The 24,757-nt window shown below is 61.8% G+C and carries 27 protein-coding genes; 17 read left to right on the forward strand and 10 right to left on the reverse strand.

Annotation, left to right across the window (positions count from 1 at the left end; genetic code table 11):
• Positions 1–22 precede the first annotated feature (22 nt).
• Together ACZ500_RS26450 and ACZ500_RS26455 are read right to left on the reverse strand one after the other, a co-directional pair.
• Complete coding sequence (locus ACZ500_RS26450) at positions 23–2,884, reverse strand: RHS repeat-associated core domain-containing protein (RefSeq protein ID WP_464233127.1); 2,862 nt, start codon at positions 2,882–2,884, stop codon at positions 23–25.
• Positions 2,820–4,040, reverse strand: coding sequence for a SpvB/TcaC N-terminal domain-containing protein (locus ACZ500_RS26455; protein WP_464230428.1), 1,221 nt, complete (start codon positions 4,038–4,040; stop codon positions 2,820–2,822). The genes ACZ500_RS26450 and ACZ500_RS26455 overlap by 65 nt, the downstream gene beginning before the upstream one ends.
• A gap of 847 nt (positions 4,041–4,887) precedes the next feature.
• Here ACZ500_RS26455 and ACZ500_RS26460 point away from each other — a divergent pair.
• Genes ACZ500_RS26460 through ACZ500_RS26470 form a run of 3 tightly spaced genes read left to right on the forward strand, consistent with a single transcriptional unit; the run spans position 4,888 to position 7,071 of the window.
• Positions 4,888–5,742 (forward strand): TPM domain-containing protein, encoded by an 855-nt coding sequence (locus ACZ500_RS26460; RefSeq protein ID WP_464230429.1) that lies wholly within the window; start codon positions 4,888–4,890, stop codon positions 5,740–5,742.
• Between the two features lie 20 nt (positions 5,743–5,762).
• A complete protein-coding gene (locus ACZ500_RS26465) occupies positions 5,763–6,494 on the forward strand; it encodes a nucleotidyltransferase family protein (RefSeq protein ID WP_464230430.1) in 732 nt (243 codons plus the stop codon).
• Position 6,495: 1 nt separating this feature from the next.
• Positions 6,496–7,071, forward strand: a complete 576-nt coding sequence (locus ACZ500_RS26470) for a LemA family protein (protein WP_464230431.1) — start codon at positions 6,496–6,498, stop codon at positions 7,069–7,071.
• Between the two features lie 14 nt (positions 7,072–7,085).
• On the opposite strand, the gene ACZ500_RS26475 is transcribed toward ACZ500_RS26470, so the two are convergent.
• Entirely contained in the window at positions 7,086–7,478 is a 393-nt protein-coding gene (locus tag ACZ500_RS26475) for a helix-turn-helix domain-containing protein (protein ID WP_464230432.1), read from the reverse strand.
• 237 nt (positions 7,479–7,715) lie between these two features.
• On the opposite strand from ACZ500_RS26475, the gene ACZ500_RS26480 reads away from it, so the two are divergent.
• Genes ACZ500_RS26480 through ACZ500_RS26490 form a run of 3 tightly spaced genes read left to right on the forward strand, consistent with a single transcriptional unit; the run spans position 7,716 to position 9,386 of the window.
• Positions 7,716–8,030 carry a Smr/MutS family protein gene (locus ACZ500_RS26480; protein WP_464230433.1) on the forward strand — a complete coding sequence of 105 codons (315 nt, stop codon included), beginning with the start codon at positions 7,716–7,718 and terminating at the stop codon, positions 8,028–8,030.
• Positions 8,023–8,535, forward strand: coding sequence for a YeeE/YedE thiosulfate transporter family protein (locus ACZ500_RS26485; protein ID WP_464230434.1), 513 nt, complete (start codon positions 8,023–8,025; stop codon positions 8,533–8,535). Before ACZ500_RS26480 ends, ACZ500_RS26485 begins: the two co-directional genes overlap by 8 nt.
• The gene (locus ACZ500_RS26490) at positions 8,535–9,386 is read left to right on the forward strand and encodes a YeeE/YedE thiosulfate transporter family protein (protein ID WP_464230435.1); all 852 of its coding nucleotides are present in this window, start codon (positions 8,535–8,537) and stop codon (positions 9,384–9,386) included. Before ACZ500_RS26485 ends, ACZ500_RS26490 begins: the two co-directional genes overlap by 1 nt.
• Positions 9,387–9,518: 132 nt before the next feature.
• Here the strand turns inward: ACZ500_RS26490 and ACZ500_RS26495 are convergent, their stop codons facing one another.
• From ACZ500_RS26495 to ACZ500_RS26510, 4 genes are all read right to left on the reverse strand, one after another.
• Entirely contained in the window at positions 9,519–10,775 is a 1,257-nt protein-coding gene (locus ACZ500_RS26495; protein ID WP_464230436.1) for a hypothetical protein, read from the reverse strand.
• Positions 10,772–12,076: a 3-deoxy-D-manno-octulosonic acid transferase gene (locus ACZ500_RS26500; protein ID WP_464230437.1), complete on the reverse strand. Its 1,305-nt coding sequence runs from the start codon at positions 12,074–12,076 to the stop codon at positions 10,772–10,774. Before ACZ500_RS26500 ends, ACZ500_RS26495 begins: the two co-directional genes overlap by 4 nt.
• Positions 12,077–12,333: 257 nt before the next feature.
• Entirely contained in the window at positions 12,334–13,290 is a 957-nt protein-coding gene (locus tag ACZ500_RS26505; RefSeq protein WP_464230438.1) for a selenium metabolism-associated LysR family transcriptional regulator, read from the reverse strand.
• A gap of 15 nt (positions 13,291–13,305) precedes the next feature.
• A complete protein-coding gene (locus ACZ500_RS26510) occupies positions 13,306–13,965 on the reverse strand; it encodes an MBL fold metallo-hydrolase (RefSeq protein WP_464230439.1) in 660 nt (219 codons plus the stop codon).
• Positions 13,966–14,247: 282 nt separating this feature from the next.
• Between ACZ500_RS26510 and ACZ500_RS26515 the strand changes: the two genes are divergently transcribed.
• Positions 14,248–14,550, forward strand: coding sequence for a hypothetical protein (locus ACZ500_RS26515; protein ID WP_464230440.1), 303 nt, complete (start codon positions 14,248–14,250; stop codon positions 14,548–14,550).
• A gap of 12 nt (positions 14,551–14,562) precedes the next feature.
• Positions 14,563–14,865, forward strand: a complete 303-nt coding sequence (locus ACZ500_RS26520) for a hypothetical protein (RefSeq protein WP_464230441.1) — start codon at positions 14,563–14,565, stop codon at positions 14,863–14,865.
• Between the two features lie 254 nt (positions 14,866–15,119).
• Here the strand turns inward: ACZ500_RS26520 and ACZ500_RS26525 are convergent, their stop codons facing one another.
• Positions 15,120–15,398: a hypothetical protein gene (locus ACZ500_RS26525; RefSeq protein WP_464230442.1), complete on the reverse strand. Its 279-nt coding sequence runs from the start codon at positions 15,396–15,398 to the stop codon at positions 15,120–15,122.
• 728 nt (positions 15,399–16,126) lie between these two features.
• Here ACZ500_RS26525 and orn point away from each other — a divergent pair.
• From orn to ACZ500_RS26545, 4 genes are all read left to right on the forward strand, one after another.
• Entirely contained in the window at positions 16,127–16,729 is a 603-nt protein-coding gene (gene orn, locus ACZ500_RS26530; protein ID WP_464230443.1) for an oligoribonuclease, read from the forward strand.
• Between the two features lie 66 nt (positions 16,730–16,795).
• Positions 16,796–17,026 carry a hypothetical protein gene (locus ACZ500_RS26535; RefSeq protein ID WP_464230444.1) on the forward strand — a complete coding sequence of 77 codons (231 nt, stop codon included), beginning with the start codon at positions 16,796–16,798 and terminating at the stop codon, positions 17,024–17,026.
• A gap of 79 nt (positions 17,027–17,105) precedes the next feature.
• Complete coding sequence (locus tag ACZ500_RS26540) at positions 17,106–17,468, forward strand: cupin domain-containing protein (RefSeq protein WP_464230445.1); 363 nt, start codon at positions 17,106–17,108, stop codon at positions 17,466–17,468.
• A gap of 127 nt (positions 17,469–17,595) precedes the next feature.
• Positions 17,596–18,063, forward strand: a complete 468-nt coding sequence (locus ACZ500_RS26545; protein ID WP_464230446.1) for a CBS domain-containing protein — start codon at positions 17,596–17,598, stop codon at positions 18,061–18,063.
• A gap of 367 nt (positions 18,064–18,430) precedes the next feature.
• On the opposite strand, the gene ACZ500_RS26550 is transcribed toward ACZ500_RS26545, so the two are convergent.
• Positions 18,431–19,174: a YkgJ family cysteine cluster protein gene (locus tag ACZ500_RS26550; protein WP_464230447.1), complete on the reverse strand. Its 744-nt coding sequence runs from the start codon at positions 19,172–19,174 to the stop codon at positions 18,431–18,433.
• Positions 19,175–19,331: 157 nt separating this feature from the next.
• Between ACZ500_RS26550 and sucC the strand changes: the two genes are divergently transcribed.
• The 4 genes from sucC (at position 19,332) to ACZ500_RS26570 (ending at position 22,171) form a co-directional block, all read left to right on the forward strand.
• A complete protein-coding gene (gene sucC / locus ACZ500_RS26555) occupies positions 19,332–20,498 on the forward strand; it encodes an ADP-forming succinate--CoA ligase subunit beta (protein WP_464230448.1) in 1,167 nt (388 codons plus the stop codon).
• A 12-nt stretch (positions 20,499–20,510) separates the two neighbouring features.
• Positions 20,511–21,410, forward strand: coding sequence for a succinate--CoA ligase subunit alpha (gene sucD, locus ACZ500_RS26560; RefSeq protein WP_464230449.1), 900 nt, complete (start codon positions 20,511–20,513; stop codon positions 21,408–21,410).
• Positions 21,411–21,560: 150 nt separating this feature from the next.
• Positions 21,561–21,953, forward strand: coding sequence for a hypothetical protein (locus ACZ500_RS26565; RefSeq protein ID WP_464230450.1), 393 nt, complete (start codon positions 21,561–21,563; stop codon positions 21,951–21,953).
• Positions 21,954–21,976: 23 nt separating this feature from the next.
• Complete coding sequence (locus tag ACZ500_RS26570) at positions 21,977–22,171, forward strand: twin-arginine translocase TatA/TatE family subunit (protein ID WP_464230451.1); 195 nt, start codon at positions 21,977–21,979, stop codon at positions 22,169–22,171.
• An 82-nt stretch (positions 22,172–22,253) separates the two neighbouring features.
• On the opposite strand, the gene ACZ500_RS26575 is transcribed toward ACZ500_RS26570, so the two are convergent.
• Positions 22,254–22,676, reverse strand: coding sequence for a single-stranded DNA-binding protein (locus tag ACZ500_RS26575; RefSeq protein WP_464230452.1), 423 nt, complete (start codon positions 22,674–22,676; stop codon positions 22,254–22,256).
• A 419-nt stretch (positions 22,677–23,095) separates the two neighbouring features.
• On the opposite strand from ACZ500_RS26575, the gene ACZ500_RS26580 reads away from it, so the two are divergent.
• Positions 23,096–24,748: a ribonuclease J gene (locus tag ACZ500_RS26580; RefSeq protein WP_464230453.1), complete on the forward strand. Its 1,653-nt coding sequence runs from the start codon at positions 23,096–23,098 to the stop codon at positions 24,746–24,748.
• The last annotated feature ends 9 nt before the right edge of the window (positions 24,749–24,757 follow it).

Consider the following 24,757-nt stretch of genomic DNA (forward strand, 5'->3'; position numbering starts at 1 on the left):
TACTCTCTTAACATCGCTACCTCTAATTCTTGAAATCTACAGTCATAGGCATTGCCCCTGTCTGCGCGGAAAAATAGTTAAAAAAGCTTGCTTCGTAAGCGCCAAGATCAATGCACCCAGCTGATCCGTGATACCAGCCACCATGAATGAAGAAGTTGGCGCGAACGTATGGTCCGGTTGGGCCGTTGAATACCACAGCTCCTCCAGGGATATCGATAGGCACACGAGTATGCCCCCAGGCTACAACTCCACCGGGCCACTGACCATGCTTGCCGGGCAGATAAGCGGCAGCTTTCTGATACCACGGCAAATCAGCCCACCTCTGAATTGCGGCTGGGTTTACTCTGTATGCAATTCCTTCCGGAATTGGCCCGAAACCAGGTCTCATTTGATCTGCTAGAGAAGTAGTTGACCCAGATTGGCCAGAGGTGGCCAGCCAAGAGTCCACCACATCGCCTTCAGCATCGGTTGCCGTCAGTAGCTTACCGTCGAAATGCAACGGATCATCCTCGACCGCCTGGCCTTGAGCTGTTGCCGGGACTGTAAAATTACTTGCCACCACGGCACCTGCTACTCCCCCAGCCAATCCTGCCGAGAAGTATGCTAATCCATCCAGGCCATATCTGGCAGTTGCTATGCCTACTCCTCCGGCAAGCACCGCATATGTCCCGAGATTACCAAACGCCAGGTTGGCTCCGCCTGCGAGTCCCCCGGTGAGTCCGCCCATAGCGGCGCCAAGGACCACATTCTTCAAATCACCGCAGAGGATGCCTTTGAAAGTTCCAGCAGCCATACCAGCCAATACAGGATTTCCACCGGAAACGACGAAAATCGTTCCGCCGATGAATCCGCTGAACAGTGATTCAAAGAACTCTCCAATATCGAAAGTGCCTGTCGGATCAATCCGATTTAATGGATTGTTCCGAACATAAGAATATCGGTTTAGGCTTTGAGGGTCGCTTGGGCTAGGCACGATGGAATCCGGGGAGATGAAGCGCCCGATGCTGGGATCATAGAGGCGGGCGTTGTAGTTGTAGAGGCCGGTTTCGATGTCGTGCTCCTGGCCGGTGTAGCGGTGGTCGGCGATCTGGCTTCGGGATGCTTTCCGTTCGGCGCCGAAAGGCGCATAGTCGGCCCGCTCGACCACCTGGCCGTTGGCATTGGTGAGGGCCGTGGTGCCGCCCAGATGGTCCTGGTGAAAGAAGAGGAGGCCTCCAGAGTCCATACGGGCGATTCTGAGGGCCCCGGCAAAGATGTATCGTGTCCGGATGCCGCCCCGGATCTCGAAGTGCTCGCCCATATACCAGGTGTCGGGGGTCCCCTGGACGATCTTCTTCACCCGGCGTCCTTCGGGCCCGTAGACAAACTGGGTGGTGAGGGTCCCGGACGGGCGTTTTTGAAGGATCTGCACGGGCTGATTGTCCGCGTTCCAGGTGATCAGCCGCTCCGCGGGGGCGAGGGGGTCGGTGAGATCAGGGCCGTTGAGGAGGTTGCCGTTCGGGTCGTATTGAAAGGGGTTCCGGGAAAGGATTCTGCCGCCTCCCGCGCCGCTTTGCTCGACCTGGAGGGATGAGACCGCGTGGGGACGGACCGAATCGTAGGCATAGCGGAAGGTGGCTTCCCCGCAGCGCCGGGTGAGGAGGTTCCCGGTGGGCCCATAGGAGAACGAGAACGGAGGGAGGGAGGCCGTGGAGGGAGTTTCCGCGGTCAGCCGGCCGAGGCGGTCGTAGCGGTAGGTTAAGGTGACGTCCTGGACGCTGTCGACGATCTCGGAGAGGTTCCCGCCCTTCGTGTACCGATAGGTCTTGTGCTGGATATCCTTCGAGGGCATCCCGCTCGGATCGGTGGTGAGGATCGCGGTCAGGCGCATCGAGGAGGGGTCATAGGAGCGGGTGGCGGCGGTCCGGTTGGCGCAGACGGTGCGGCCGATCCGGCCTGCGGCGGTATAATCGGTGAACCGGGCGAATTCCCGGCCGTCGGAGCCGCTGACGGCCGCCAGAAGGCTCGTGCCCTTGTGATAGGTGTAGTCGACCCGGTAGGCGTCCGGGTAGGTCAGGGTGCGGAGCCGGCCGGCGATGTCGTAGGTGTAGCGGGTGGTGCCTTGCTGCTCTCCGAGGTCGGTGGTGACGGCCAGCACCCGCCCGAGAGGATCATAGGCTTCGTAAAGGGTGCCGAGAGGCCCCCGGGCCGCTTTTCGCAGCCTCCCGCGGCCGTTCGGGATGGAGGTGTCGTCATAGGTAAAGGTGATCGACGGCTCCCCGTTCGAATAGGCCTTGAGGACCAGCCGGTTGAGGGCGTCGTAGCCGAAGCGGGTCGTCAGCCCGCGGGCGTCGGTCTGGGCGGCGAGGTTTCCGTTCGGGTCATAGGCGTATCGCCACGCACCCATATCAGGGTCGCGCATGGCGGTTTTTCGGCCCAGGGTGTCGTAGACGATCTGCGTCTGGTTGCCCTCGTGATCGATGACCTTCAGCAGGTCGCCGGCCGCGTTGTAGGTGTAGCGCGTATAGAAACAGCCGCTCTCGGCCTGTTCGATGACCTGGAGGACGCGGCCGAGCGTGTCTTTGACGATGGTTTTCCCTGTGCCGTCGGGCCCCCACACGCTTGTGGAAAGGCCCTGATAGGTATAGGCAGTGGCTATTTGACCGTGTTCGCCGTCGGGGCCGATGACCCAGAGCGGGCGCCCGCGCTCGTCGTAGACCGTCTGCCGATAGGGGTAGCGGGCGGGCGGCTTGCCGTCCTCGAGGAAGTAGGGGCCGGCCGTCAGATCCTCCCGGCCCATCGCATCGTAATGGCGGTAGGCGATGACAGGCTTTCCTTCTTCACCGAAGCCGATGGTCTGGATGGGGCGGCCGAGACCATCGACATAGACATATTCGGCCTGCACGTTCCCTTCGCTGTCTTGAAGGCGGGCCGTGGCGGTATATCGGGGAAGGCTTTCGAAGCCGTAGCTCGACCAGGTGACCCCTCCGTCCGGATAGGCGGTTTGGACGAGGCGTCCGAGCGGGTCGTAGGCATACTGGAGGACGCGGCCGTTTTCGTCCTTTTCCCACAAAAGGGAGCCGAAGCGGGGATCGTAGCCCTTCTCGATCATATGATCGATGGTTCCCGTCCGGGGATAGGTGACCTTGACGGGGTAGGTGCAGGTGTCGGTGTCGTAAGTGGTGCGCGTGCTGCGGCCCAAGGGGATAGATCTCCCCCTGGTCCTTGCGGTAGGTCACCGTCATGAAGTTCCCGTTCGGGTCTTCGACCCGGTCGAGGCACCACTTGAAGATGCCAAAGGGGCCTCCCTGCCTGGAGGCGGCGCTCGATCCGTAGAAGTACCTCAGCCCCTCCCGCGAGAGGATCTCCCAGCCTCCGGAAGAGGGGTTGCGGTAATATTTCGAGAAGGCCCCCTCGATCCGCTCGCCGTAGTACCCCTGGCCCCATTCGGGCCTTCGAACCAGTTCGGAGGCGGCCCCTTTGATCGTGGCGATGAAGTCATCGGCTGCGTAATCCAGACCGTGTCTGGTCGAACGCTGGATGGCGCCGAGGTCGAACGACCACCCGACGCCGACCCAGCCGTTTGTGCGGGAGCTGTCATAGGTGAGGGCGAGTTCGGGCGAGAGGGCGCATCTCCCGGGCGGAACGAGGATCGGGATGGCGCAGGCGGCCGACCCCCCGAAAGAGGGGCTTCCCGGGAGCAGGACGCCGAGCGTGCCACTCGTATCCTGATCCGAAGGCATGGGTTCGGCCGGGCTGCTCCGCTGAGGATCCTCCGGAGGGGGCTCCGATGGTTCGGGAGTGGGTTTCGGGGATTTTGAGCTTGCTTCGAGCACTTGTTCGGATGCCTGGAGGCTTTGCCGGAGCGGGCTGGCCAAGGCGCCGGAAGCGGCTGCGAGCCGTCCTGCTTCGCATCCGGCTTCAACCAGCCGGGCATCGCCGCCCGTGGTGGTTTTGCAGTATCCCGTTTCAATCTCCGGAATCGTTGTCACCATCAGCATCCATCCCAACACCCACGCAATCGGGCGGAGACCCGCACCGCGGTCGAACAGCCGGTTCACGATCCAACCCCCTCGGGAAGGCCGCAGGCGCCAGGGAAACGGGGTGCCTGCTTTCAGACTCTGTGGCCTTCATGACACGGGGGGCGAGTCCGATTAGAGGTTCAAGGCGCGTAGCACACGCAGTCGTTTAGGGATCGCCTTTACGGGTCTACTATGTGGTCGCTTTTATGAAAATGCCCAGGACATCGACTGAATGGGGCCGGTTTCAACAGAAAGCTGAGGCCGGTTATTCAAGAGCCAGGAATGCAGACGTCCTCCGCGACTCTACACGGTGCGGAATCTATATCCCTGAACGTGCGATGCGTTTTCCGGCATGGAGATGGATCAAGATTTGTGCCGAGTGGGCAAAAACCGGGCGGAAATCCCTCGGTAGACAGATCACCGCACGAAAGTTGCTGGGTATCCCAATGGGTTGTGTGAAGATTAGGTTTCTTGTCAGAGGATGGTAAAAGCATTTTTATCCATGGTACCGGCCACGAAAGACAGCCAGGCGCAGCGATATCGCCCGGCATCCGATGCATCGCTGCACCTTTTTCAGGGCATGCCCTGGAGTGAGGGGGCGTTGGACCGGCCGCCCTTTTTCGAATGCAGGGTTTTCCCTTTTTTGGGCGATGTAGGCACCCGGAGCCGTTAAAGAAGCGGGAAACGGCCAGGATAGCGGCTGAGCTGATGACACCCGCCTCATTCTTTTCAGAGTTGCGTGATGACTCCCCGTCGGCCGTCGAGGGCTCTTGCGTCACCTCGATGCCGATCTGGAGCTATTCCGCGTAGCGGCGGGGTGAAAAAGGGGGTGACGAAGCGGTGGGCCGCCGTTATACTGACTGCCATGGGGACAGAGGTCAATGGGATGGATTTGGTCAGAGTCCGGGGGGGTGGGGCAGGTCTGTGCGCCTCGGGCTGCGTCGTCCGCAGGACGCGGGTGGCTGTCATGAGCCCGGGTGCCGAAAGACGGCTCGCCGCCGCAATTGGTCTGCTGCTCATCGCGGCCGCGGTCTGGGCCGCCCCGGCCGTCGCCGAGAGGCCCTTCCCTCGGCCCGAGGGTCCGGTGAACGATTTTGCCGGGGTCCTTTCGCCGGAGGAGCGTCAGCGGCTGGACGCGATCACCCGGGAGGTGTTCGAGAAGACGGGGGTGGCCGTGGTGGTTGCGACCTTTCCCGACATCGGCGGGGCCGAGTACAACGATTATGTCAACCGCCTTTATGCGGCGTGGGGCGTTGGCAGGAAGGGCGAAGACAAGGGCGTCCTGATCTTCGTGACGATCCAGGAGCGGAAGATGCGGATCGAAACGGGCTACGGTGTCGAGGGCGTCCTCCCCGACGGGCTGGTGGGCGAGATCCGCGACCGATACATGCTTCCCTATTTCAAAGAGGATCGATTCGGTGAGGGCCTCTTGAACGGGACACTCGCCGTGGCCAAGGTGCTCGCCGACGATGCGGGCATGACCCTCACCGGGGCCCCCCAGCCCAAAGCATCCCCCCGCCGCAAAGACAGCGCGCCCTTCTGGCCTTTTCTGATCTTCATCCTGATTTTTCTGACGATAGTGCGCAGACGCTCGCGCACGGGGGCCGCCGCGCTACCCTGGATTGTGGGGGGCGCCCGGGGAGGAGGGATGGGCTCCGGTGGATTTGGCGGCTTCGGCGGCGGCTTCGGCGGTTTCGGGGGAGGCATGAGCGGTGGGGGCGGCGCCGGGGGCGGCTTCTGAGAGATGGCAGGGAGGCGATGATGGCTCGAAGTCCGAAGGATCCGAAGACATTTCTGCCGGAGATCACCAAGGATTTCCGGGAGGCATTCGGAAACGGTTTGATCTCCCTCATTCTTTATGGGAGTGCCGCCGGCCCCGACTATGACCCGGGCCGGTCGGACGTCAACCTGATGGTAGTCCTGCGGCCGGAGGCCATGGGGCGGCTCGACGAGGCCTTCGGGCTCATCCGCAAGTGGCGCCGGAAAGGCTGCGCAGTGCCGCTTTTCCTGACCGAAAGCTATATCGCCGGTTCCCTGGATGTCTTCCCGATCGAATACCTGAATTTCAAATCCCGTTATGTCATGGTCTACGGCAAAGATGTGCTGAGGGGGCTGGAGCTGAAGCCCGCGCTGCTGAGGCTTCAGTGCGAACGCGAGATCAAGGGCAAGCTGCTGCTGATCCGCGAAGGGTTCGTAGAGAGCGACGGGAAGCGCGGGCACCTCGAATCGCTGATCGCGGGTTCGATCGGCGCCCTGACGGCGATCTTCCGGGCCCTCGCGGTCCTGAAAGGGTTGGAGATGTCTGGCTCCAGGCGGGCGCTTTTCGCGGAAATCTCGAGGGACTTCGACCTGGGAGGAGATGTGTTCGATCGACTGCTGGATGTCCGTGACAAGAGGATCAAACTGACGCAGGCGGAAATGCTTGCGCTTTTCAAACAGTATCTGGCGGAGATGGAAAAACTGTCCGACGTTGTGGACGCTATGGGAGGCTGATATGGGCAAGACCGGAAAGACCCTCTTGGTGGTCATCGGGATCATCGTCGTGCTGGGGCTGGTTTCGTTCTCGTGGATCAAGGGGACCTACAATGGCCTCGTCGCCATGGACGAGTCGGTCAAAGGCGCCTGGGCACAGGTGGAAAATCAGCTCCAGCGCCGCTATGATCTGATCCCCAATTATGTCGAAACGGTCAAGGGATATGCGGCGCATGAAAGGGAGGTCTTCGTGGAGGTGACCGAGGCCCGGTCGCGGGTCGCCGGCGCCGGTACGATCCCTGAGAAGATCGAGGCGAACAACGCCCTTTCATCCGCCCTGTCGCGGCTGCTTCTGGTGGTGGAGCGCTATCCCGATCTGAAGGCGAACACGAATTTCATCCGTCTCCAGGACGAGCTGGCAGGGACGGAAAACCGCATTGCCGTGGAGCGGCGGCGCTTCAACGAGATGGTCAGGGAGTACAACACGAAGATCCGCAGCTTCCCGACCAATGTGCTGGCCGGGCTTTTCGGCTTCGAGAAGGCGGCCTTTTTCGAGGTGCCGGCGGAGCGGCAGGAGGCTCCGAAGATTCGCTTTTAGAGGGGAAATCCGCTCTACGCGTTTTGCCGTTCTTTTTGGAAGGCCTTGAAGACGCTGCATGATCGGCAGATCTGCATCTTTGCTTCCCAACTGGCATGTGCGGCGCCTTCGCAAAACGTCCCGTTCACGAACCAGCAGAGGTCGCCCGAATCCCATTCCCATGCGGGGCATCGGGATCTGACCTCCTCGGGGCAGTGCCGTTCTTCCCAGCAGGAGCGGGGCTTTTCGCCGGCCGTCCCCGCCCTCGAGAGCAGGAAATAGATCTGCCGTTGGGCGTGCGGGGGGATGGTGCGCCAGCCCTGTTCGTAGCTGTGGATGGTTTTGAGCGAGGTGGCGAGCAGCTCCGCCAGCTCCTTCTGGGTCTTCCCGAGCCTCCTGCGGATGGCGGCGAATTCATGGGCCTCCATCGATGGCCTCCTGGAAGGGGGAAAATGGAAAGGGTTCCCTCCCGGTGCGCGAGGGTGCGCGAAAAAGGTTCCTGGTGAAGGACTCTCCCGGTGCAAAGTGGGTGTCCGGACTTCCGAGGTGGAAACGGGCACGTGCCGGATAAAGTGTTTCCGATTGGATTCCAGTGGACCACTTTGTGGTAGTGATGTCAAGTTTGAAACCGGCCGGACCGGCCGGCTCACCGCAGAGGGCGACGAATGGAGAACGATCCTGTCAGCATCCCGATAGATGGGTGCCTCGACCTGCACACCTTCGCCCCGTCCGAGGCCGGCGATCTGGTGGAGGATTACATCGAGGCCTGTCTGCTGGAAGGTATTTTGGAGGTGCGGTTCATCCATGGAAAAGGGAAGGGGGTCCTTCGGGAGACGGTCCATGCGCGGCTGAGGCGCAACGCGCACGTCGTGCGTTACAGCCTCGATGCGGGACCGTCCGGGTGGGGGGCGACGGTGGTCTGGTTGCGGAAGAAACAGCTGGAGGCATCGGACGGAAAGGAGGGTGCAGGCGATGAATGACGAGCGGTACAGCAACCCTTATGTGATCGGGATCCTGCTGGGCCTGGTTCTGCTTTTCACGTTCTATACCATGGGGCGGGGCCTCGGGTCCTCGGCGTCCTTTGCGCGCATCGGAGCGGCGGGGGTGTACTGGGTGGCCCCGGAGCATGCGAAGGCCAACCCCTATCTTTCGAAGTACTTGGCCTGGGGGCGGTCCCCGTTGATGGACTGGCTCGTGTTCCTCACTCTGGGCGCCGGGCTGGGGGGGCTTTTTTCGGCCTTCATCGCCCGCCGGGTCCACGGTGAGGTGGCGAGAGGCCCTTCGATCGGGGTGTCGGCCCGGCTTTGGCTGGCCTTCGGCGGCGGGATCCTGTCCGGCTTCGCCGCGCGCCTCGGCCGCGGCTGCACGAGCGGGCAGGCGCTGACGGGGGCGGCTGAACTGGCCTTCGGCAGCTGGGTGTTCATGTTCTGCATCTTTGCGGGTGCTTATGCCACCGCCTGGTTTTTCAGAAAGGAGTGGTTGTGATGGGGCCTCTATACAAGTTCGGATGGTTCGATTACGCCTACGCCCTTCAGTTGGCGGTCCTGACCGGTTTTTGCTTCGGGTTCGTGCTGGAGCGGGCCGGCTTCGGCAACGCCCGCAAACTGACGGCCATCTTCTACCTCCGGGACTTCGCAGTCCTGAAGGTCATGTTCACCGCCATCGTCGTCTGCATGCTTGGACTCCTCTATTTTTCCGTCTTCGGCTGGATCGATCTCGGCCGGGTCTATCTGCTCCAGACGAACATCTGGCCGCAGATCGCGGCGGGTCTGCTCCTGGGGGTCGGCTTCGTGATGGGCGGGTACTGCCCGACCACGTCCGTGGTGGCGACGGTCTCGGGGAAGCTCGACGGTCTGGTCTTCCTGGGGGGGATGGTCCTCGGCTCGGTGATCTTCGCGGAGCTGTTCCCGCTGCTGGCCGGTTTCTATGAGGCCGGGGGCATGGGGGTCGTGACCCTCTCCGACGTGCTCGGCATCCAGTCGGGGATCGTTGCTCTCGGCGCCTGCCTGATGGCCGTCGGCGCCTTCTGGCTCGGCGAGCGCCTCGAAGGCCGTTTCGGCGATCCGGAGCGTCTGCCGGGCGGGTCGCGGCGGATGAAGTTGGGCGGGGCGGCCCTCCTCGTGGCGCTGGGCCTGGTCCTCGCCGTCGTGAATCCGGATCGTTTCGTTTCCTCGCGTCCGGAGGCCCAGCCGGAGGCCGAAAGCATCGAGGCGACGGCCCAGCCGGAAAACGCTCCGTCCGCCGAAACCGATGCAGCGGCCCCGGTTCCGCGGGCGGCCGAACCGCCCGCACCGGCGCCGGGGGGCTTCCGGATTCTCCACGACGAAGGCTGTTAGCGGACGACCACCAGGCCGTCTCGGCTCAGGCGCTTGGTCCCCCCCTCGATATCGGCCAGGCCGGGAGACGCGGCGAAGCGGTGGAAGCAAGCGCCGAAGCCGGTGCAGAGTGATCCTCGTTTCCGGATGGATCTAGCCGGCGGCGGCTTCTTGACCCCGGCTGCCTTCGAGCGGCGGGGCGGCGGCGATGAGGCGGTCCCGGTCGAGCGGCCGGATGTTTTCGACGATCCATTCCCGCATGCGCGCGCCGACGGGAAGGGACTGCTTGTAGCACATGAAGTCGAGTTCGATGCCGAGGGCGTCCGCAGCGTCCAGGGCGATCAGGGGCCAGATCTCCCCGATGTCCCCGACAATCGGGATGCTTCCGGGGATCCGGGCGAACCCCGACATCTCCATCCGGAAGGGCACGGCGAAGGTCTTGGTCTTCGGGAGCCCCTGGTCCACCGCGTCGGTGACGGTGTGTGCCGTCCGCTCACGCTGCCAGACGACCTCGAGGTTGGGATCGAGGTCGATGCGGATGATGGTCTTCCGTTCGAGGGAGTAAGTCCAGCCACCTTCCCAGTCGACCCAGAAACCGTGCCCTGTGAAGCGTTCGAACGGCCCGTCGTGGATCTCCTGCGAAAGCGCCAGGGCCGATTCGATGATGACGTCCGCATCGGCGAGCATCCCGGCCACGCGCCGGGCGCGCTCCGAGAGGGACAGCGAGTCCCCCACCGCCAGGCCGACCTCTCCGCCCCCCACGAGCTGCGGGATGGTCACCAGGACGGGCAGGTCGAGCGCGGTCCCGGCCCCGATCATGGTCAGGGGGTCGGCGCCGTAGCCCGCCATTTGTTCAAACGGGATCTTGTGCTGCCGGGCGAGGAGCAGGATCTCGCGCGCGATCCGCTCCGTGCGCAGGCCGGTTGGATAGGCGAGATTCCCGGCCACCTTGATGATCGTGTGACCGGGCAGCGCCAGCATGCGCCGGTAGAGGTCCGCGTCGAAGGAGATCTCTTTGGCGATCCCGGCGATCTGCGCGTCGTTCAGAAGGGTCGCTTCAACCTTCCCGTCAGAGGGGAGCCTTTCAGGTGCAAGGCCGAGGGCTGCCCCTTCGATGCGTTTGACGCGCTCGAGGGTTCCTCCCATCTCGTGATCGATGACGGCCGAGCTGGTGGTTACGCCGTCGATCAGCCCCTTGTGCATGAGTTCGGCGACCAGCGTGGTGACCCCCTCGTGGAGGTTCGGTCCGCTTCCGAGGACGGCCACGACCTTGCCGCCCTTCTGTTTGGCGGCGACGATCCGGGAGACGGCCTGATCCAGCCGTTCCAGGACCTCGGGACGAAGGGACCGGCGGATGTCCGCCAGGGTGCTGCGATCGATTTCCATGGTGGTTTTCTTTCTTTGATTCATAGGGTGAAAGGTCCGGTGAGCTTCAGGATCTCGAGGGCATGGCGCTCCGCCGCCCCCAGGTTTTGGAGCACGGCCTGACGGCCTTTGGCGGCCCGCTCCTCGCGCGTTCCAGGGTGTGACAGATACCAGATAATCCGCTCGGCCAGTTCGTCGCCGTCCTGCACCGTTTCGCCGGCCCCCGCCCCCTCCAGCAATGCGCGGGCGTCGGTGAAATCCTCCATCGACGGGCCATAGAGGACCATTTTTCCCCAAGCCGCCGGTTCGAGCGGGTTCTGACCGCCGAGCGGCACCAGGCTGGCCCCGCAGAAGGCCAGCGTCGCGACGCTGTACAGGCTGAAAAGTTCCCCGAAGGTGTCGAGGATCACGACCGGAGCGGAGCGCCGCCGGCCGACGCCGTCGAGCCCGGTCCGCAGCTCGCAGGGAAGGCCTGCCCGCTTCACGAGCGCTTCGATCTCCCGCACCCGTTCGAGGTGCCGCGGCGCGATCACGAGCACGGCCTCGGGAAAGGCCTTGCGGACGCGTTCGAAGGCCTTCAGGATCGATTTTTCCTCGCCCGTCCGGGTGCTGCCCGCCACGATGACCGGTTGGCCCTCTTCCAAAGAGAGCAGCCGGCGGAACCGGTCCTTGTCTTCGGCCCTGATGGATTTTCCGAGCAGGTCGTATTTGGCGTTTCCGTTCACGACCACCCGCTCCCGGGGTGCGCCCATCGCAAGGATGCGGTCACGGTCGGCCGCGGTGATCATGCTGAAAAGGCTGATACGCTCGAGCACCGGCCGGAAAAACGCACGGAGCTTTACGTAGCGCTGGATGGAGCGGGGGGAGATGCGGCCGTTGACGATCGCCGTTCGAATGTGCATACGTTCGGCCGCGGCGACCCAGAGCGGCCAGATCTCGGTCTCCAGCAGGACGAGGACGTCGGGCCGGACGGCCTTCAGCGCCCGCTTCACGCAGGGCGCCGCATCCAGCGGGGAGTGGACGACCACCGCCTGCTGTTTGAAAACCGATTCCGCCAGGCGGCGCCCATGCGGGGTGATCGTCGAAACGACGAAGACCGCATCCGGCACATGCTTTCGGATCGCCTGGGCGATGGCCTCGGCTGCCTTGACTTCCCCGAGCGAGACGGCGTGGATCCAGAAACGGGGGCCGCCTCCCAGGGCCTTCAGGCGGGGAAGGGGCAGCAGCCCGAGCCGCTCCCTGAAATGGTCCCGATACCGGCGCTTTGAAAGCGGGATCCAGAGCAGGAGCGGGGAGAGGCTGTAGAAAAGGATCCAGCCCAGAGTAGTATAGCATTGGATCAGCATGAGAGAAGTCGGCAACCCTCCATTTCAATCTGCGTCGGCCGTCTTCTGCACCCGGATCCGCACGTCCGCGCCGACGGGCGCCTTGTCGACGACCTTGCCGCCGTTGTGATCGATGACCTTGTTGACCTTTTCGAGTTTATCCCGCTCGACGATGAAGGCAAAACTTTCTCCGGGGTGGATGATGCGAAGACATAAACTTATGTCCAGATAGGCCTTTCAGCAGTCTCCTCTGTAATCGATCACCTTTTCATTCGGGTTCATGATTGCTCCACACGTTCTTTGGGAAGGGATCGCAGAAAATCCAGCAGGGCCTGGCAAAGCGGCGAGGCTGTGCGCCTGCGGTCCCGGATGAGATAGAAACGGCGCTGCATCGTGACGCCCTCGACCCGCAGGGCCTTCAGGACGCCGCCGGCAAGCTCGGTTTCGACGGCGCGCCACGACAGGACCGATATGCCGAGCCCGGCCTTGATGGCTTCCTTGACCGCGGTCGAGGTGCCGAAGCGCGCCACGACATTCAGCGGGAGCGATCCCCCCTTCTCAGCCCCCTGCAAGGCGTCTTCCAGGATTTCCAAGGTGCCCGATCCGATCTCCCTCTGGATGAACGGCTCCTTGAAAAGGGTCTCGAGCGTCAGCTCCTTTTGGCCGGCCAGGTGGTGGTCCGCTGGGACGATCACGAGGAGTTCGTCCTCCCAGAGCGGGGCGTAGATCAGGGCCTGATGCCTGCCTTTGGATCCGATGACCCCCAGTTCCAGTTCGCCCTCGAGGACGCGGGTTTCGATCTCGCTGCTGTCGCCGATCATGATGTTGACCGTCAGGAGCGGATAGTGCCTGCGAAAGGCCCCGAGGACCTTGGGCAGGATGTACTCCCCGGGGATTGTGCTGCCGCCCATGCGGATCTCTCCATGCTGGACGCCCAGGAACTCCTGCATCTCGAGCAGGGCGTTGCGCTTCATCTCGAGGAGCAGCGTGGCGTGCTTGTAGAGGAGTTCGCCTGCCTTCGTCGGGATGACCTGGCGGCCGAGGCGGTCGAGCAGCCGGGTTCCGACGTGGGTTTCAAGGGTCGCGATCCGTTCGCTGACCGATGCCTGCGAGAGGAAGACGGCCTTGGCCGCTTTCGAGAAGCTCTTCAGGTCGACGACCTGGCGGAAGATCTCCAACTGCCGCAGGTCGAAATCGATGTCGGGGGCTGGCTGCTCCGCCTTTTTCATCATCATGGAACCACCGGATCCTTACAGATAACCGAACCAGAAGGCTTCGATCTCCCTGAAGTTGTCAGCCACGGCCTGACGCCCCTTGACCATGCCGCCGTGGCCAGGGAGGAGCAGATCCACGTCGAGTGCGGCGAGCTGCTGGATGCTCTGCTTGAGCTGGGCGCCGTCGCCACCCGGGAGATCCGTTCTGCCAATTCCCCCCTGGAAGACGACATCGCCCGTAAAAAGCGTCTTCTCCTGCGGCCAGTAGAGGGCGATGGAGCCGGGGGAGTGCCCGGGCGCGTGGATTACTTCGAACGACAGGTCACCGATCTCGAGGTTGCCTTCGGTCAGGAGGATCTGCGGCGCGAAATCCTCAACCCCCAGGGCCTGACCATAGCGCGGGGCCAGACGGCGGATAAAGTCCAGTTCGATTGTGTGCAGCGCGATTTGGGCCGGACCGTCCACAAAGCGCCGAACGGCCTCTATATGGTCCGGATGGCCATGGGTGATGATGACGACATCGATCTCGGCGGGTGTGACACCCAGTTTTTCGAGCTCCGCCTGTACATGCCCGAACAAATGGTCATGCCCGGGGTCGATCAGGATCCTGCTGCTCCCGTTGATGAAATAGGTGTTGGCGTTGTTGGCGGTCGGGTTGAACCAGAAAAAACCGTGCAGGTCATTTTCTATTTGCATGAGCGCCTCAAAAAGATAAAAATATAATCAGTCTCAGGTTTTCGAAAGGTTGTCCTGGATACTAGAAAGGCATCGTGGTGATGTCAAGCGGTAAAGAGTCTCCGTCCGGAGGCGGTTTCTTCACACGCTTCGCGTGCTCGATCCCGCCCCTCCGGGGCGGGTCCCGGTTCGGACGATGTCAAGGAAATCAAGCGTTTGTGCGGAGGCGATCTGCAGGTCGCTGCGAAGGCGAACGTAAAGGCCATTTCCAGATGGAGATTGTCAGCAGGATGGAGCTGTAAAATGGCGGGTGAAGAAGAGAAGGGATCCTGTGGGTGCCAGGTCTGCCCGGGCAGCATAGAGGTTCCCACGGAGAGGGAAATGGCTGCGCTGGCGGAGCTGCGGGCGATCAAGGAACGGGTGCGGGTGCTCAAGGGCAGCCTCGACTCCATCCGGGAGGAAGGGGTTGGAGACCGGTCGCATAGGGTTGAGGAGATCGAAGCGACGCTCGACACTCTCAAGGCGGAGTGGGAGCGTTGGGATGAAGAGCGGAAAGATGCCGCGCAGGAGCGTATGCGACTGCTCGGCCATGAAGAAACGGTTTGAAGGATTCGGTTTATGACACAAGAGGCAATGGCCTGGTTTGAGGAAGAGGACGAGATCGGCGTGATTCGATGCTCGATCTGTGGTGTTGCGGTGGATTCGGTGGAGGAGGCCCTCGATTGTGAGTGGGCGCCTTTCTTCTATGAAGGGAACGATCAGCACGGTCCCGCGTGCGCTGGTTGTTCCAGCGCCTTGATGAAGATGGATGAATTCGGAGAGATGGAGATCAAGGAAGAATACCGCGGAAAGATCCATTACCTGGACGAGCCGCTCGAAGACGACGGGGACTACGTCTTCATGGGCGCGATCTACAATTGAAAGATCGGGGGGTGACTGCAAAAACACGAATCACTCGCAATACCTTCCTTGAACTTTCCTGTTTTTTGTGAAGGGTCCAGCGGCCGGAGCCTGGGGCGGGGGTTTGGAGTGCGGATACGCCCGATGCCCCGGCGAGGCCGGTGAGACGGGCCTCCGGGCTCCCAGTACGCCCCGATGGGCTACAAAGGCTGCACCAGGGCTGGCCAGCTGTAAACCGATCCGGGGTGCTTCCCGTTGTGCATCGCGACGAGGCCTCAGTGCCCGCAGCAGTTGTCTTCGCAGCGGGCCGTGTCGGCCATTGCGCGGATGATCTCGCGCTGATCGCTTTCCTGAATGTCCAACACCTCGACCTCGAAATACCCCCCCTCCTCGATCTGCATCGGGGCAGGCAGGAACTGCCACAAATGTCCGAAGACGTCCGACCACCGCTCCTCACCCGGTTCGACCCGGAACGTCTCGCCGACCGTTTTGCCTGCCAGCTGGAACTCGAAGGGTGTCAGCCCTTGGGGCGCGATGCCGAATACGAAGATCAAGCTGGCCTGTGTTTCTGCCTCGGGATGGGTAGCACCAGGGAATTTGCGGATTGTAGTGCTTATTTTCAAAAGATGATTTACGGTTTTACGGGGATGCTCCATCCGTGGTTTCCTCCTTGAGATATTTAATGAAACAAACATAAGACGTCCCGGCCATTTTGCAAACCATCTGGTTCCCACCCGAAAAAGACCATCCGACACGACAAGGTTTCCAACCCGGAAATAAGGATTTTTCTTCACCGGCTGCCTGCGCGTTTTCAGTCCCATCCCACCGGGACCGGTCGCGGTTGCTTCACCGGCTGCGCCTGCTCGGTCCCGCCCCTTCAGGACGGGCGTCAGTTTAGTAAAAATACATATAATCAATATATTGTAGCATTGTGACCTGCAGGTCGCCGCACAAGCAACCGTGCAGGTTGACTGCGAGATGGGTCAAAAAAACCATCCCACGAAGGAATCCATCCCAGCGTTCGATCCCGGGATTTCGCTGGAGGGCGCCGGTCGGGTGTGTTATATTGGTGGCGCTTGGCGGTAGCGGTGTACGCCTCCTTTCTTCGCTCTATGTAAACCGCGCCTGGGCGTGAGGCGATCCGGGTTCCCGCCGACAGGGGCCAGGGGAGGCGGCATAAGGTATCCCGTTCCTCCTGCACTTTTTTTGCCGGGCGCGCATCGTTTGCCTCGGACCGCGCCCAAAGGCGGACCGATCATGGGCCTGACGGAGGGGAGTTGGTATGCAGACGCCGCTTGTGTGGATCGATCTCGAGATGACGGGGCTGGACCCCGAACGGCATGTGATTCTGGAGATCGCCTCCGTCATTACGGATATTCGACTGTGCGTCCTTGCGGCCGGGCCGCATCGGGTGATCCATCATCCGGAAAACGTCCTCGCGGGGATGGACAGCTGGAGCGCCGCTCAGCACAGCGCCTCCGGCCTGCTCGAAGAGGTGCGCGGCTCAAATTGGACCTGCGAGGCGGCCGAAGCAGAGACGCTCGCATTTGTCTCACGGTTCTGTGCGCCCGGCAAGGCCCCCCTTTGCGGAAATTCCATCTGGCAGGACCGCCGGTTTCTGATCCGTCATATGCCGCGCCTGGAAGGGTTTTTCCACTACAGAAACATCGATGTGAGTTCGGTCAAGGAGCTGGTGCTGCGCTGGTATCCGGAGCTGCCGCCGTTTCGCAAGGAAAAGAAACACCTGGCCCTGTCGGATATCGACGAGTCCATTCAGGAACTGGCCTACTACCGGCGGAGCGTGTTCAAATTGCCTGAAAAAATGGATGCCGGAGCGGGGCGGCAAGCGGCCCCTGGAGATCCGCCGAGAGAAACCGCTTTGTGAGTGTGTGGCCCGGCAGGCCCTCCGAGACCCATGCGGAAATCGGGACCGTCGGCAGCCGGCACCGTCGTGACGGCAGAATGGGGGTTTCAGAGGATGGCGTTGAGTCCGAAGACCGAAAAGATCCTGATCGGTGCGCTTTGCGCGGGAGGCGTCGGGCTCGCGGCCTGCGGCCTGATCCTGGACAGCGACACCGGTTTTGTGCTGGGCCTGATCGCGGTGGTTGTCGGCTATTCCCTGCTGCGGAAAAAGCTGAAGGCCATGCTGCGCGATCAGCAATCGCATCAGAGGGGTGTTTGACAAGGGCCGGGACTTCATTTAGTGTCGATCCGGAAGGGATTTTGGACTCCTGCAGCGCTGAAGGGGGCGTGTTGAAACGATGAAAGAGGCCAGACCCAAGGTTTGCCGTTGCGAGGATGTGCCGGCAAAGGATTTTGGAGCCGAGGCCCCGGGTGTATCCATCCGTTGGGTGATCGGGGAGGCGGACGGGGCGCCGACTTATGCCCTGAGGATGATCGAGGTGGACGCGGGGTGTCAGACGCCTGACCACACGCACCCGTTCGAGCACGAGAATTACGTGGTCGCCGGGAGCGGCCAGGTGCGCCTCGGGTCGGAGTGGCACGAGATCGGCGAGGGAAGCGTCGTTTTTGTCCCCGGGGGGCTGCGCCACTGCTATCGGAACACGGGGAGCACCGTGCTGAAGTTTCTGTGCGGGATACCGGTGTCCGCCGCCAGGCCCTGAAGCGCCTGCTGGTGCGATTGTTTTCGAAGATCATGGCGGGACCTTTGCTGAGCGGCAATCCTGCCGCTGCGCCCTCGCTGAGCGAGCCCGGAGCAGGTCCTGAACCCGAAAAGGATGGGGTGTGCATATGGACGTGAAGGCAAGAGACATCATGGTGAAGGAGTTCGAGACGGTAGCATCCGATGCGCCGCTGAAAGAGGCGGTCAAGAAGCTCTTCGAGGCCAAGGCTCGGCCGACGGGTTACAAGGCCTTCGGCATCCCGGTGGTCGATTCGATCGGGCATGTAGTGGGAATGCTCTCCATGTTCGATGTCATCTATCACCTCCGCCCGCCGTTCATGAATTACGAACTGGAGAGTTTTTCCGTCTGGGAAGGCGAGCTGGCGCCCTACCTCGAGCGGTTCGAAAATCTGAAGGTCGAAGAGGTGATGACTTCTCCCGTTGCCACGGCCGAGGCGGATGACCACGTGATGATCGTCATGGACCGCATGGTCAAGAAAAGAGCCCGGCGGCTGCCCGTGGTGGAGGGCAACCGGATCATCGGGATGGTCTATCTTTCGGACGTCTTCCACTACCTCTGCAAGAGCTGGTTGTAGCGGTTCCCATCCGACAAGGGGTTTCCCCCGCCGGCTGCGCCTGCCGAGCATAAGCCCTCGAGGGCGCGGCGGGGTTTATTCACGGGCTGCGCCTATTCGGGTCTATCCCTTTTGAGCGGGGCTGGGTCTTGCCGAGCCCGATGAAGGTTTGCACAATTTCATGTGCAACCACCGGGAGGCCACTCCTCAGGCAACCTGATGCCGACGCCGCGATATGGACCGAAGTGGGACCGGCCTCGAAAGGGTGGAACCGACGACGCGCGGCTGGAGAAGAAAAATCCTCATTTCCGGATTGGGAACCGGGTCGTGGCTCATCACCATTTCCGGCTGGACATTTTCCAGGGGCTGGAGCCTTTCAGGGTGGTCGTCAATCGGGGGGGAAGAGGGTTTTCCGCAGGAAGGCAAAGCCCAGGTCGAGCAGGGCAGAGTCGTCTTCGGCAATATGCTCTCTGGCTTTCGCCGGGACCTCGAAACGATCCAGAAAGCCGGTCGTCAAGACGAATTCACGAAAAATGTCCAGATTGTAGCATGCCACCAGGATCTTCTGGAGCTGACGTTCGTCGAGGCCTTGCGCCGAGGCGCGCCGCGGGTGAAAAATGAGCTCCAGCATCCTGTCGTTCATCGCGGAGTAAGGGTCGAGCCCCTGCGCCGCATGCCAGGCGCCCACCGTCCATGTCCTGCTTTCCTGCCTGCCGAGGCACCGGGGCAGGTCGAGCATATAGAAAAAGGCTTCGGGCCGCCTGTTGGCCGGGGCGTAACCCGATACGCGGCACAATGGATAGAGGCGGCAGGCGGTCGGCCGATCGGCATAAACGTTGCATCCTTCAACGCCAAGGAAGGGGCACCGCCCGCCGGCGGCTTCGTTCATCCTCAGCAGGACGACGGGAAACCCGGAGTGGGGGTCCGTACGGTAGAGGGTGTGCCGCTCCAGGAAGGTGTCGGAGTGCAGGTTCAGATTCCTGCGGAGTCTGAGGACATCGTAGGGCGTCAACGGGAGATGTTTGTTTTGGCAGCATGTGTTGAAACAGGACAACCCCTGGTGGCAGTCGAAGCGGAAGGTGTCTTGGAGGGTCAGGCGTTTTTCGGGGGGTGGTGCGGTTTCGACGAACATGATGCCTCTGTGATGGTGGTGGATTGCAAAACAGCCGTAGATCGGACACGGCACGGGGAAGTATTGTATCCCTGCGGGCTGGTCTCTGCAAGCGGCGAATGGCTTGCGTGCCTTTGCAGACTTGGATGACCTTATTTTCGAGGGGGTGTCCGCTGACATGAAGTTACACGAGTATCAGGCCAAGGAGATCTTCAGGGGGGCCGGTGTCCCGGTGCCCGATGGAGTGGTGGCGAGTTCGCCGGAAGAGGCTGCCGAAGCGGTGCGGCGCGTGAAAGGTCCGCCCTGGGTTGTCAAGGCCCAGGTGCATGCCGGTGGACGGGGTCAGGGAGGGGGCGTCAAGGTGGTCGGCAGTCCGGAGGAGGCGGTGGCGGCTACTGGAAAGCTTCTCGGGGCGCCGCTTGTTACCAAACAGACGGGTTCCCGGGGGGTGCGGGTGAACCAGGTCCTGATCGAGGAGGGGATGGAGATCGACCGGGAGCTCTACCTCGGCATGGTGATCGATCGGACGTCGGCCTGCCCTGCGATGATCTTCAGCCCTTCGGGGGGGATGGACATCGAGGCGGTGGCGGTAGAGATGCCGGAGCGTATCTTCGAAGAGGGTGTCGACCCGGCGACGGGGTGGATGCCGTTCCAGGGTCGGAACCTGGCCTACGCCTTGGATCCGCTGCCCGAACCCGCTGCGGTCAAGGGATTGATGCAGGTGATGCAGCGTGTCTACGAGATCTTCATGGCCCATGACTGCTCCCTGGTCGAGATCAACCCGCTGGCGATCACCCGTGACGGGAAGGTCGTGGCGCTCGATTCCAAATTGACGATCGACGACAACGCCCTTTTCAGACAGAAAAACTTGCTCGAGCTAGACGATCCGCGGGAAAAGGATCCGCTCGAACTGATCGCCGAGAGGCATCACCTCAACTACATCCGCCTCGACGGCAACGTGGGGGCGATGGTCAACGGCGCGGGCCTTGCGATGGCGACCATGGACGTCATCAAGATGGCTGGGGCCGAGCCGGCGAATTTCCTGGATGTGGGAGGCGGGGCCACGGAGGAGATGATCACCAGGGGGTTCGAGATCATTCTGTCGGATGACCGGGTCAAGGCGATCCTGATCAATATCTTCGGAGGGATTCTGCGCTGCGATGTCCTGGCCAGGGGCGTCGTCGCCGCGGCCCGCAAGACCGGCATCGGGGTCCCGCTGATCGTGCGCCTCGAGGGCACGAATGTCGAAGAGGGGCGGGCCATCCTGAAGGCGTCGGATCTGAAGTTCTTGGTGGCCCACGATCTGGCCGAAGCGGCGCAACTCGTATCCAGAAATCTTTCCTGAAGCGGGTCGATTATGAGTATATGGGTGGATGAAACAAGTCGGGTGGTGGTCCAGGGGATCACGGGCAAGGAAGGCACCTTCCATACGGAGCGGATGATCGATTACGGCACGGTGGTGGCGGCGGGTGTCACCCCGGGCAAGGGGGGCGGCAAGGCGGTGCGCGGTGTGCCGGTCTTCCACTCCGTTGCCAGGGCGGTGGCGGAGGAGGGCGTCAACGTCGCCTGCATCTTCGTTCCGCCTCCGTTTGCGGCCGATGCGGTGATGGAGGCCGCTGCGGCGCAGATCCGGGTGATCGTCTGCATCACCGAGGGGATCCCGGTGCTGGACATGGTGCGGGTCGCGCATTTTTTGCGCGGGAAGGAATGCGTTCTGATCGGGCCGAACTGCCCCGGCATCATCTCGCCGGGCAAGACCAAGGTGGGGATCATGCCGGGGGATATTCACAGGCCGGGGCCGATGGCGGTCCTCTCGCGCAGCGGGACCCTCACCTACGAGGTGGTCGACCAACTCACGCGCGTGGGGTTGGGGCAGTCGACCTGCATCGGGATCGGCGGGGACCCCATCGTCGGGACCTGCTTTATCGACCACCTCGAACGGCTGAAGGACGATCCGGAGACGAAAGGGGTCGTTCTGATCGGAGAGATCGGCGGGACCGCCGAGGAGGAGGCTGCCAGCTATGTGGCGGCGTCTTTCCCCAAACCGGTGATCGCTTTCATCGCCGGGCGGACGGCGCCGCCGGGGAGGCGGATGGGCCACGCGGGCGCCATCATCTCCGGCGGGAAGGGGAAGGCCCAGGACAAGATCGAGGCGCTCGAACGGGCCGGAGTTACCGTGGCGCACGACCTCGGCCGCTTCGGGCAGACCGCCCTCGAGGTGATGGCGGCCGCGGGCGTCCAACCGAACCTTGCTTGACTCCTGCATAGGCGAGTGATAGCATATTTCTATTCGTAAGCGGGGATGGGGCCTTTGCCGAGCTTTGCACTGCGGAGGCAAGCATCCTGCCAGGACGATAAGAGCCGCCTTTCCGATGTCATCTTTGCATTTGCGGCTGAGGGGGGACGCATGAACAAGATCCTGGATATCGCTGAACGCCTGAAGGAAAAGCAGCGCGAAGAGCAGATCGAAGCGAACCGCCAGAAGCTGGAAACGATTCAGAGGACGATCCATTGTTCTCTTTGCTCTTTCAAGTGCGGCATGTGCGGGCATCATTTCAACAGCACCGATGCCTTTTGCCCTCCGGAAACCGCTACTGCCGAGATCAGTCTCTGCGAAAGCTGCCGAGAGGAGTTCGAGGACTTTCTGGCGCAGGTGTCGGGCAGGAAGGGCCGCCGGATGTTCTGGCATAACAAGGAATGGGTTCAGCTCTGGTCGGCTTGGCTCGACTATCGTGAAGCCATCGTGAATTTTAGGAAATCTTACGAATTCAGGCGTTTGATCCAGGAATTGGATGTCTGATTCCTGAGGTTGGAGGTCGCTGTATGTTTGGCATCGGCATGCCCGAACTGATTATCATCCTGATCATCATCCTGATCATCTTCGGGGCGGGAAAGCTTCCGGAGATCGGGAGCGGTATCGGCAAGGGGATCAAGAATTTCAAGAAGGCGACACACGAAGCACAGGAAGAGATCGAAGCCCCTGCAGATCAGGAAAAGGAAGACAAGGGTAAATCCTGATGCTCATGCGGGGTTTGCCTAAGGTTGAAAAGACGCCCATACCGGGACCCTCGTCCGGGTATGGGCGTTGCTTGGACAGGCTCTAGAACGGGATATCGTCCTCGGGCATGGAACCGGGTGCCTCATCCGGGAACGGCGGTTTGTCCGGGGCGCTCGGGCGCCCGGCGCCGGAGGCCGAGTCGAGCATCTGCATGTTCTGGGCAACAATCTCGGTGGTGTACCGCTTGTTGCCGTCGCGGTCTTCCCAGGATCGTGTCTGCAGCTTGCCTTCGATGTAAATCTGACTGCCTTTCTTGAGATATTCGCCGCTGACTTCAGCCAGCCGGCGCCACAGTACGATGCGGTGCCATTCGGTCCTTTCCTGCCTTTCCCCGGTGTTCTTGTCTTTCCACTCATCGGAGGTGGCCAGGCTCAAAGTCGCCACGGCGTCACCGCCCGGTGTATAGCGAATCTCAGGATCCTTTCCCAGTCGCCCGACCAAAATGACTTTGTTGACTCCCGCCATGCCTTTTCTCTCCTTGTGTTTTAAATTGCGGATTGATGTCGATGCCTCTGCGCTGCTCCGATTCGAGAGCGAATGCGAGGCAGGGGGGCCTTTCAGAGCCGAAAACCGGCGGGCTAAGACCCTTGAGCGGTGGCATCCGGTTTGGGGGTTTCTTATATCACGGGATCGCATATTGATCAATCCCCCGGAAGGCGGGTCGACCTTCGGCGTACGGGCGGTTCTTTGCTTGACTCAGGTGAACGAAAAGGGTAAGGTCCTGTTTATTTTATGAATAAAACTATTCCCCGGCGCTTTGGACTTTCGTTGCCCGGCGGCGGGCCGAGAGCCGGTTTGAAGGTGTCTGCACCTGCCGGTTTGGGGTTTGGTTCAGACGTCTTCGTGGGATGTCCTGCATTGGTGGTGGTGTTTGGAGGTTTGTCATGCTGAAGGTGATTCCCTTGGGGGGATTGGGCGAGATCGGGTTGAACATGATGCTCTTCGAGGCCGCGGAGACCATCCTGGTGGTGGACTGCGGTTTGATGTTCCCGGATGAACATATGCCGGGGGTCGATCTGGTGATCCCCAGCTTCGGGTATCTCGAGGACAAGCGGGAGCGGGTCAAGGCGGTGATTCTGACGCACGGCCACGAGGACCACATCGGTGCCATGCCCTTCTTCCTCCGTGAGTTCGATGTGCCTGTCTATGGGACGCGGTTTACCCTGGCCCTTCTGGAGGAAAAGCTGAAGGAGCACAACCTGGCGGGAAAGGTGGATCTGAGAGAAGTCCGGGCCGGGGGGCGGACCAGTGTGCCGCCCTTCCATGTCGAGTACATCTCGGTCAGCCACAGCATCGTCGACGGCGTGGGGCTCGCGATTCAGACGCCCGAAGGCCTGCTGATCCATTCCGGCGATTTCAGGATCGATCCGACGCCCGTGGATAGTCAGTTCACCGACCTGGTCCGTTTTGCGCACTATGGAGAAAGCGGGGTGCTCCTGTTCTTTTCGGATTCCACCAACGCCGAAAAGGAGGGTTCCACGCTGAGCGAACGGGAGGTGACCCGGACGATCGAGGAGATCTTTCGCCAGGCGAAAGGAAGGGTCATTGTCGCGGCCTTCGCGTCGAACATCACCCGGATCCAGCAGGTGATCCTGCTTGCCATGAAATACGGCCGCCGCATCGTGTTCAACGGCAAGAGCATGATGACCAATGTCATGATTGCGAGGAGGCTCGGCTTCATCGATATGCCGGATGACCTCGAGATCAGCGAGCGGCAGATCGGCCAGTTCGCCGACGAGAAAATCACCGTGCTCACGACCGGCACGCAAGGCGAGCCCATGTCGGCGCTGGCGCGGATGGCCCAGGGCGCCCACCGGACGATCCAGATCAAACCGGGCGATACGGTGGTGCTCTCATCGCGGTTCATTCCCGGAAACGAGCGGGCGATCACCAATATCATCAACCGCCTTTACCGTCTGGGGGCCGATGTCATCTACGAAAAGGTTTCCGAGATCCATACCTCCGGCCATGCCAGGCAGGAGGAACTGAAGACGATGCTGAGTCTGGTCAGGCCGCGCTATCTCGTGCCGGTCCACGGGGAGTATCGCCATCTGATCAAGCATGCCCGCCTGGGCGTGGAGATGGGAATGGCCCCCGAACAGACCCTGGTCGTAGAGGACGGCGCCGTCCTGGTCTGCGAAGGAGGGAAGGTGAGTGTTCAGGGCCAGGTGGAGACCGGCCGCATCATGGTGGACGGCAAGGGCGTCGGGGATGTGGCCGAAATGGTGCTGAGAGACCGGCGGCGGCTGAGCGGTCACGGCATGGTGATCGTTCTGCTCGCGATCGATGCACAGACCGGCGAGCCGGTTTACGGGCCGGATATCCTGTCGCGGGGCTTCGTTCTGGAGGATCAGGGCGGCTATATCCTTCAGGAGGCCAGGGAGCTGGTGCGGGCCGTCACCGACGAGTTGGCTGCATCGGCCCCGCCTGTCAATTGGAGTGATGTCGAAGAGGAGATCGAACGGCGTCTCAGGCGCTTTTTCTACAAATCTATCGAGCGGAATCCATTGGTGCTGCCACTGATCATCTCGGTTTGATCGTCTGTC

Source organism: Desulfatiglans parachlorophenolica (assembly GCF_055394735.1).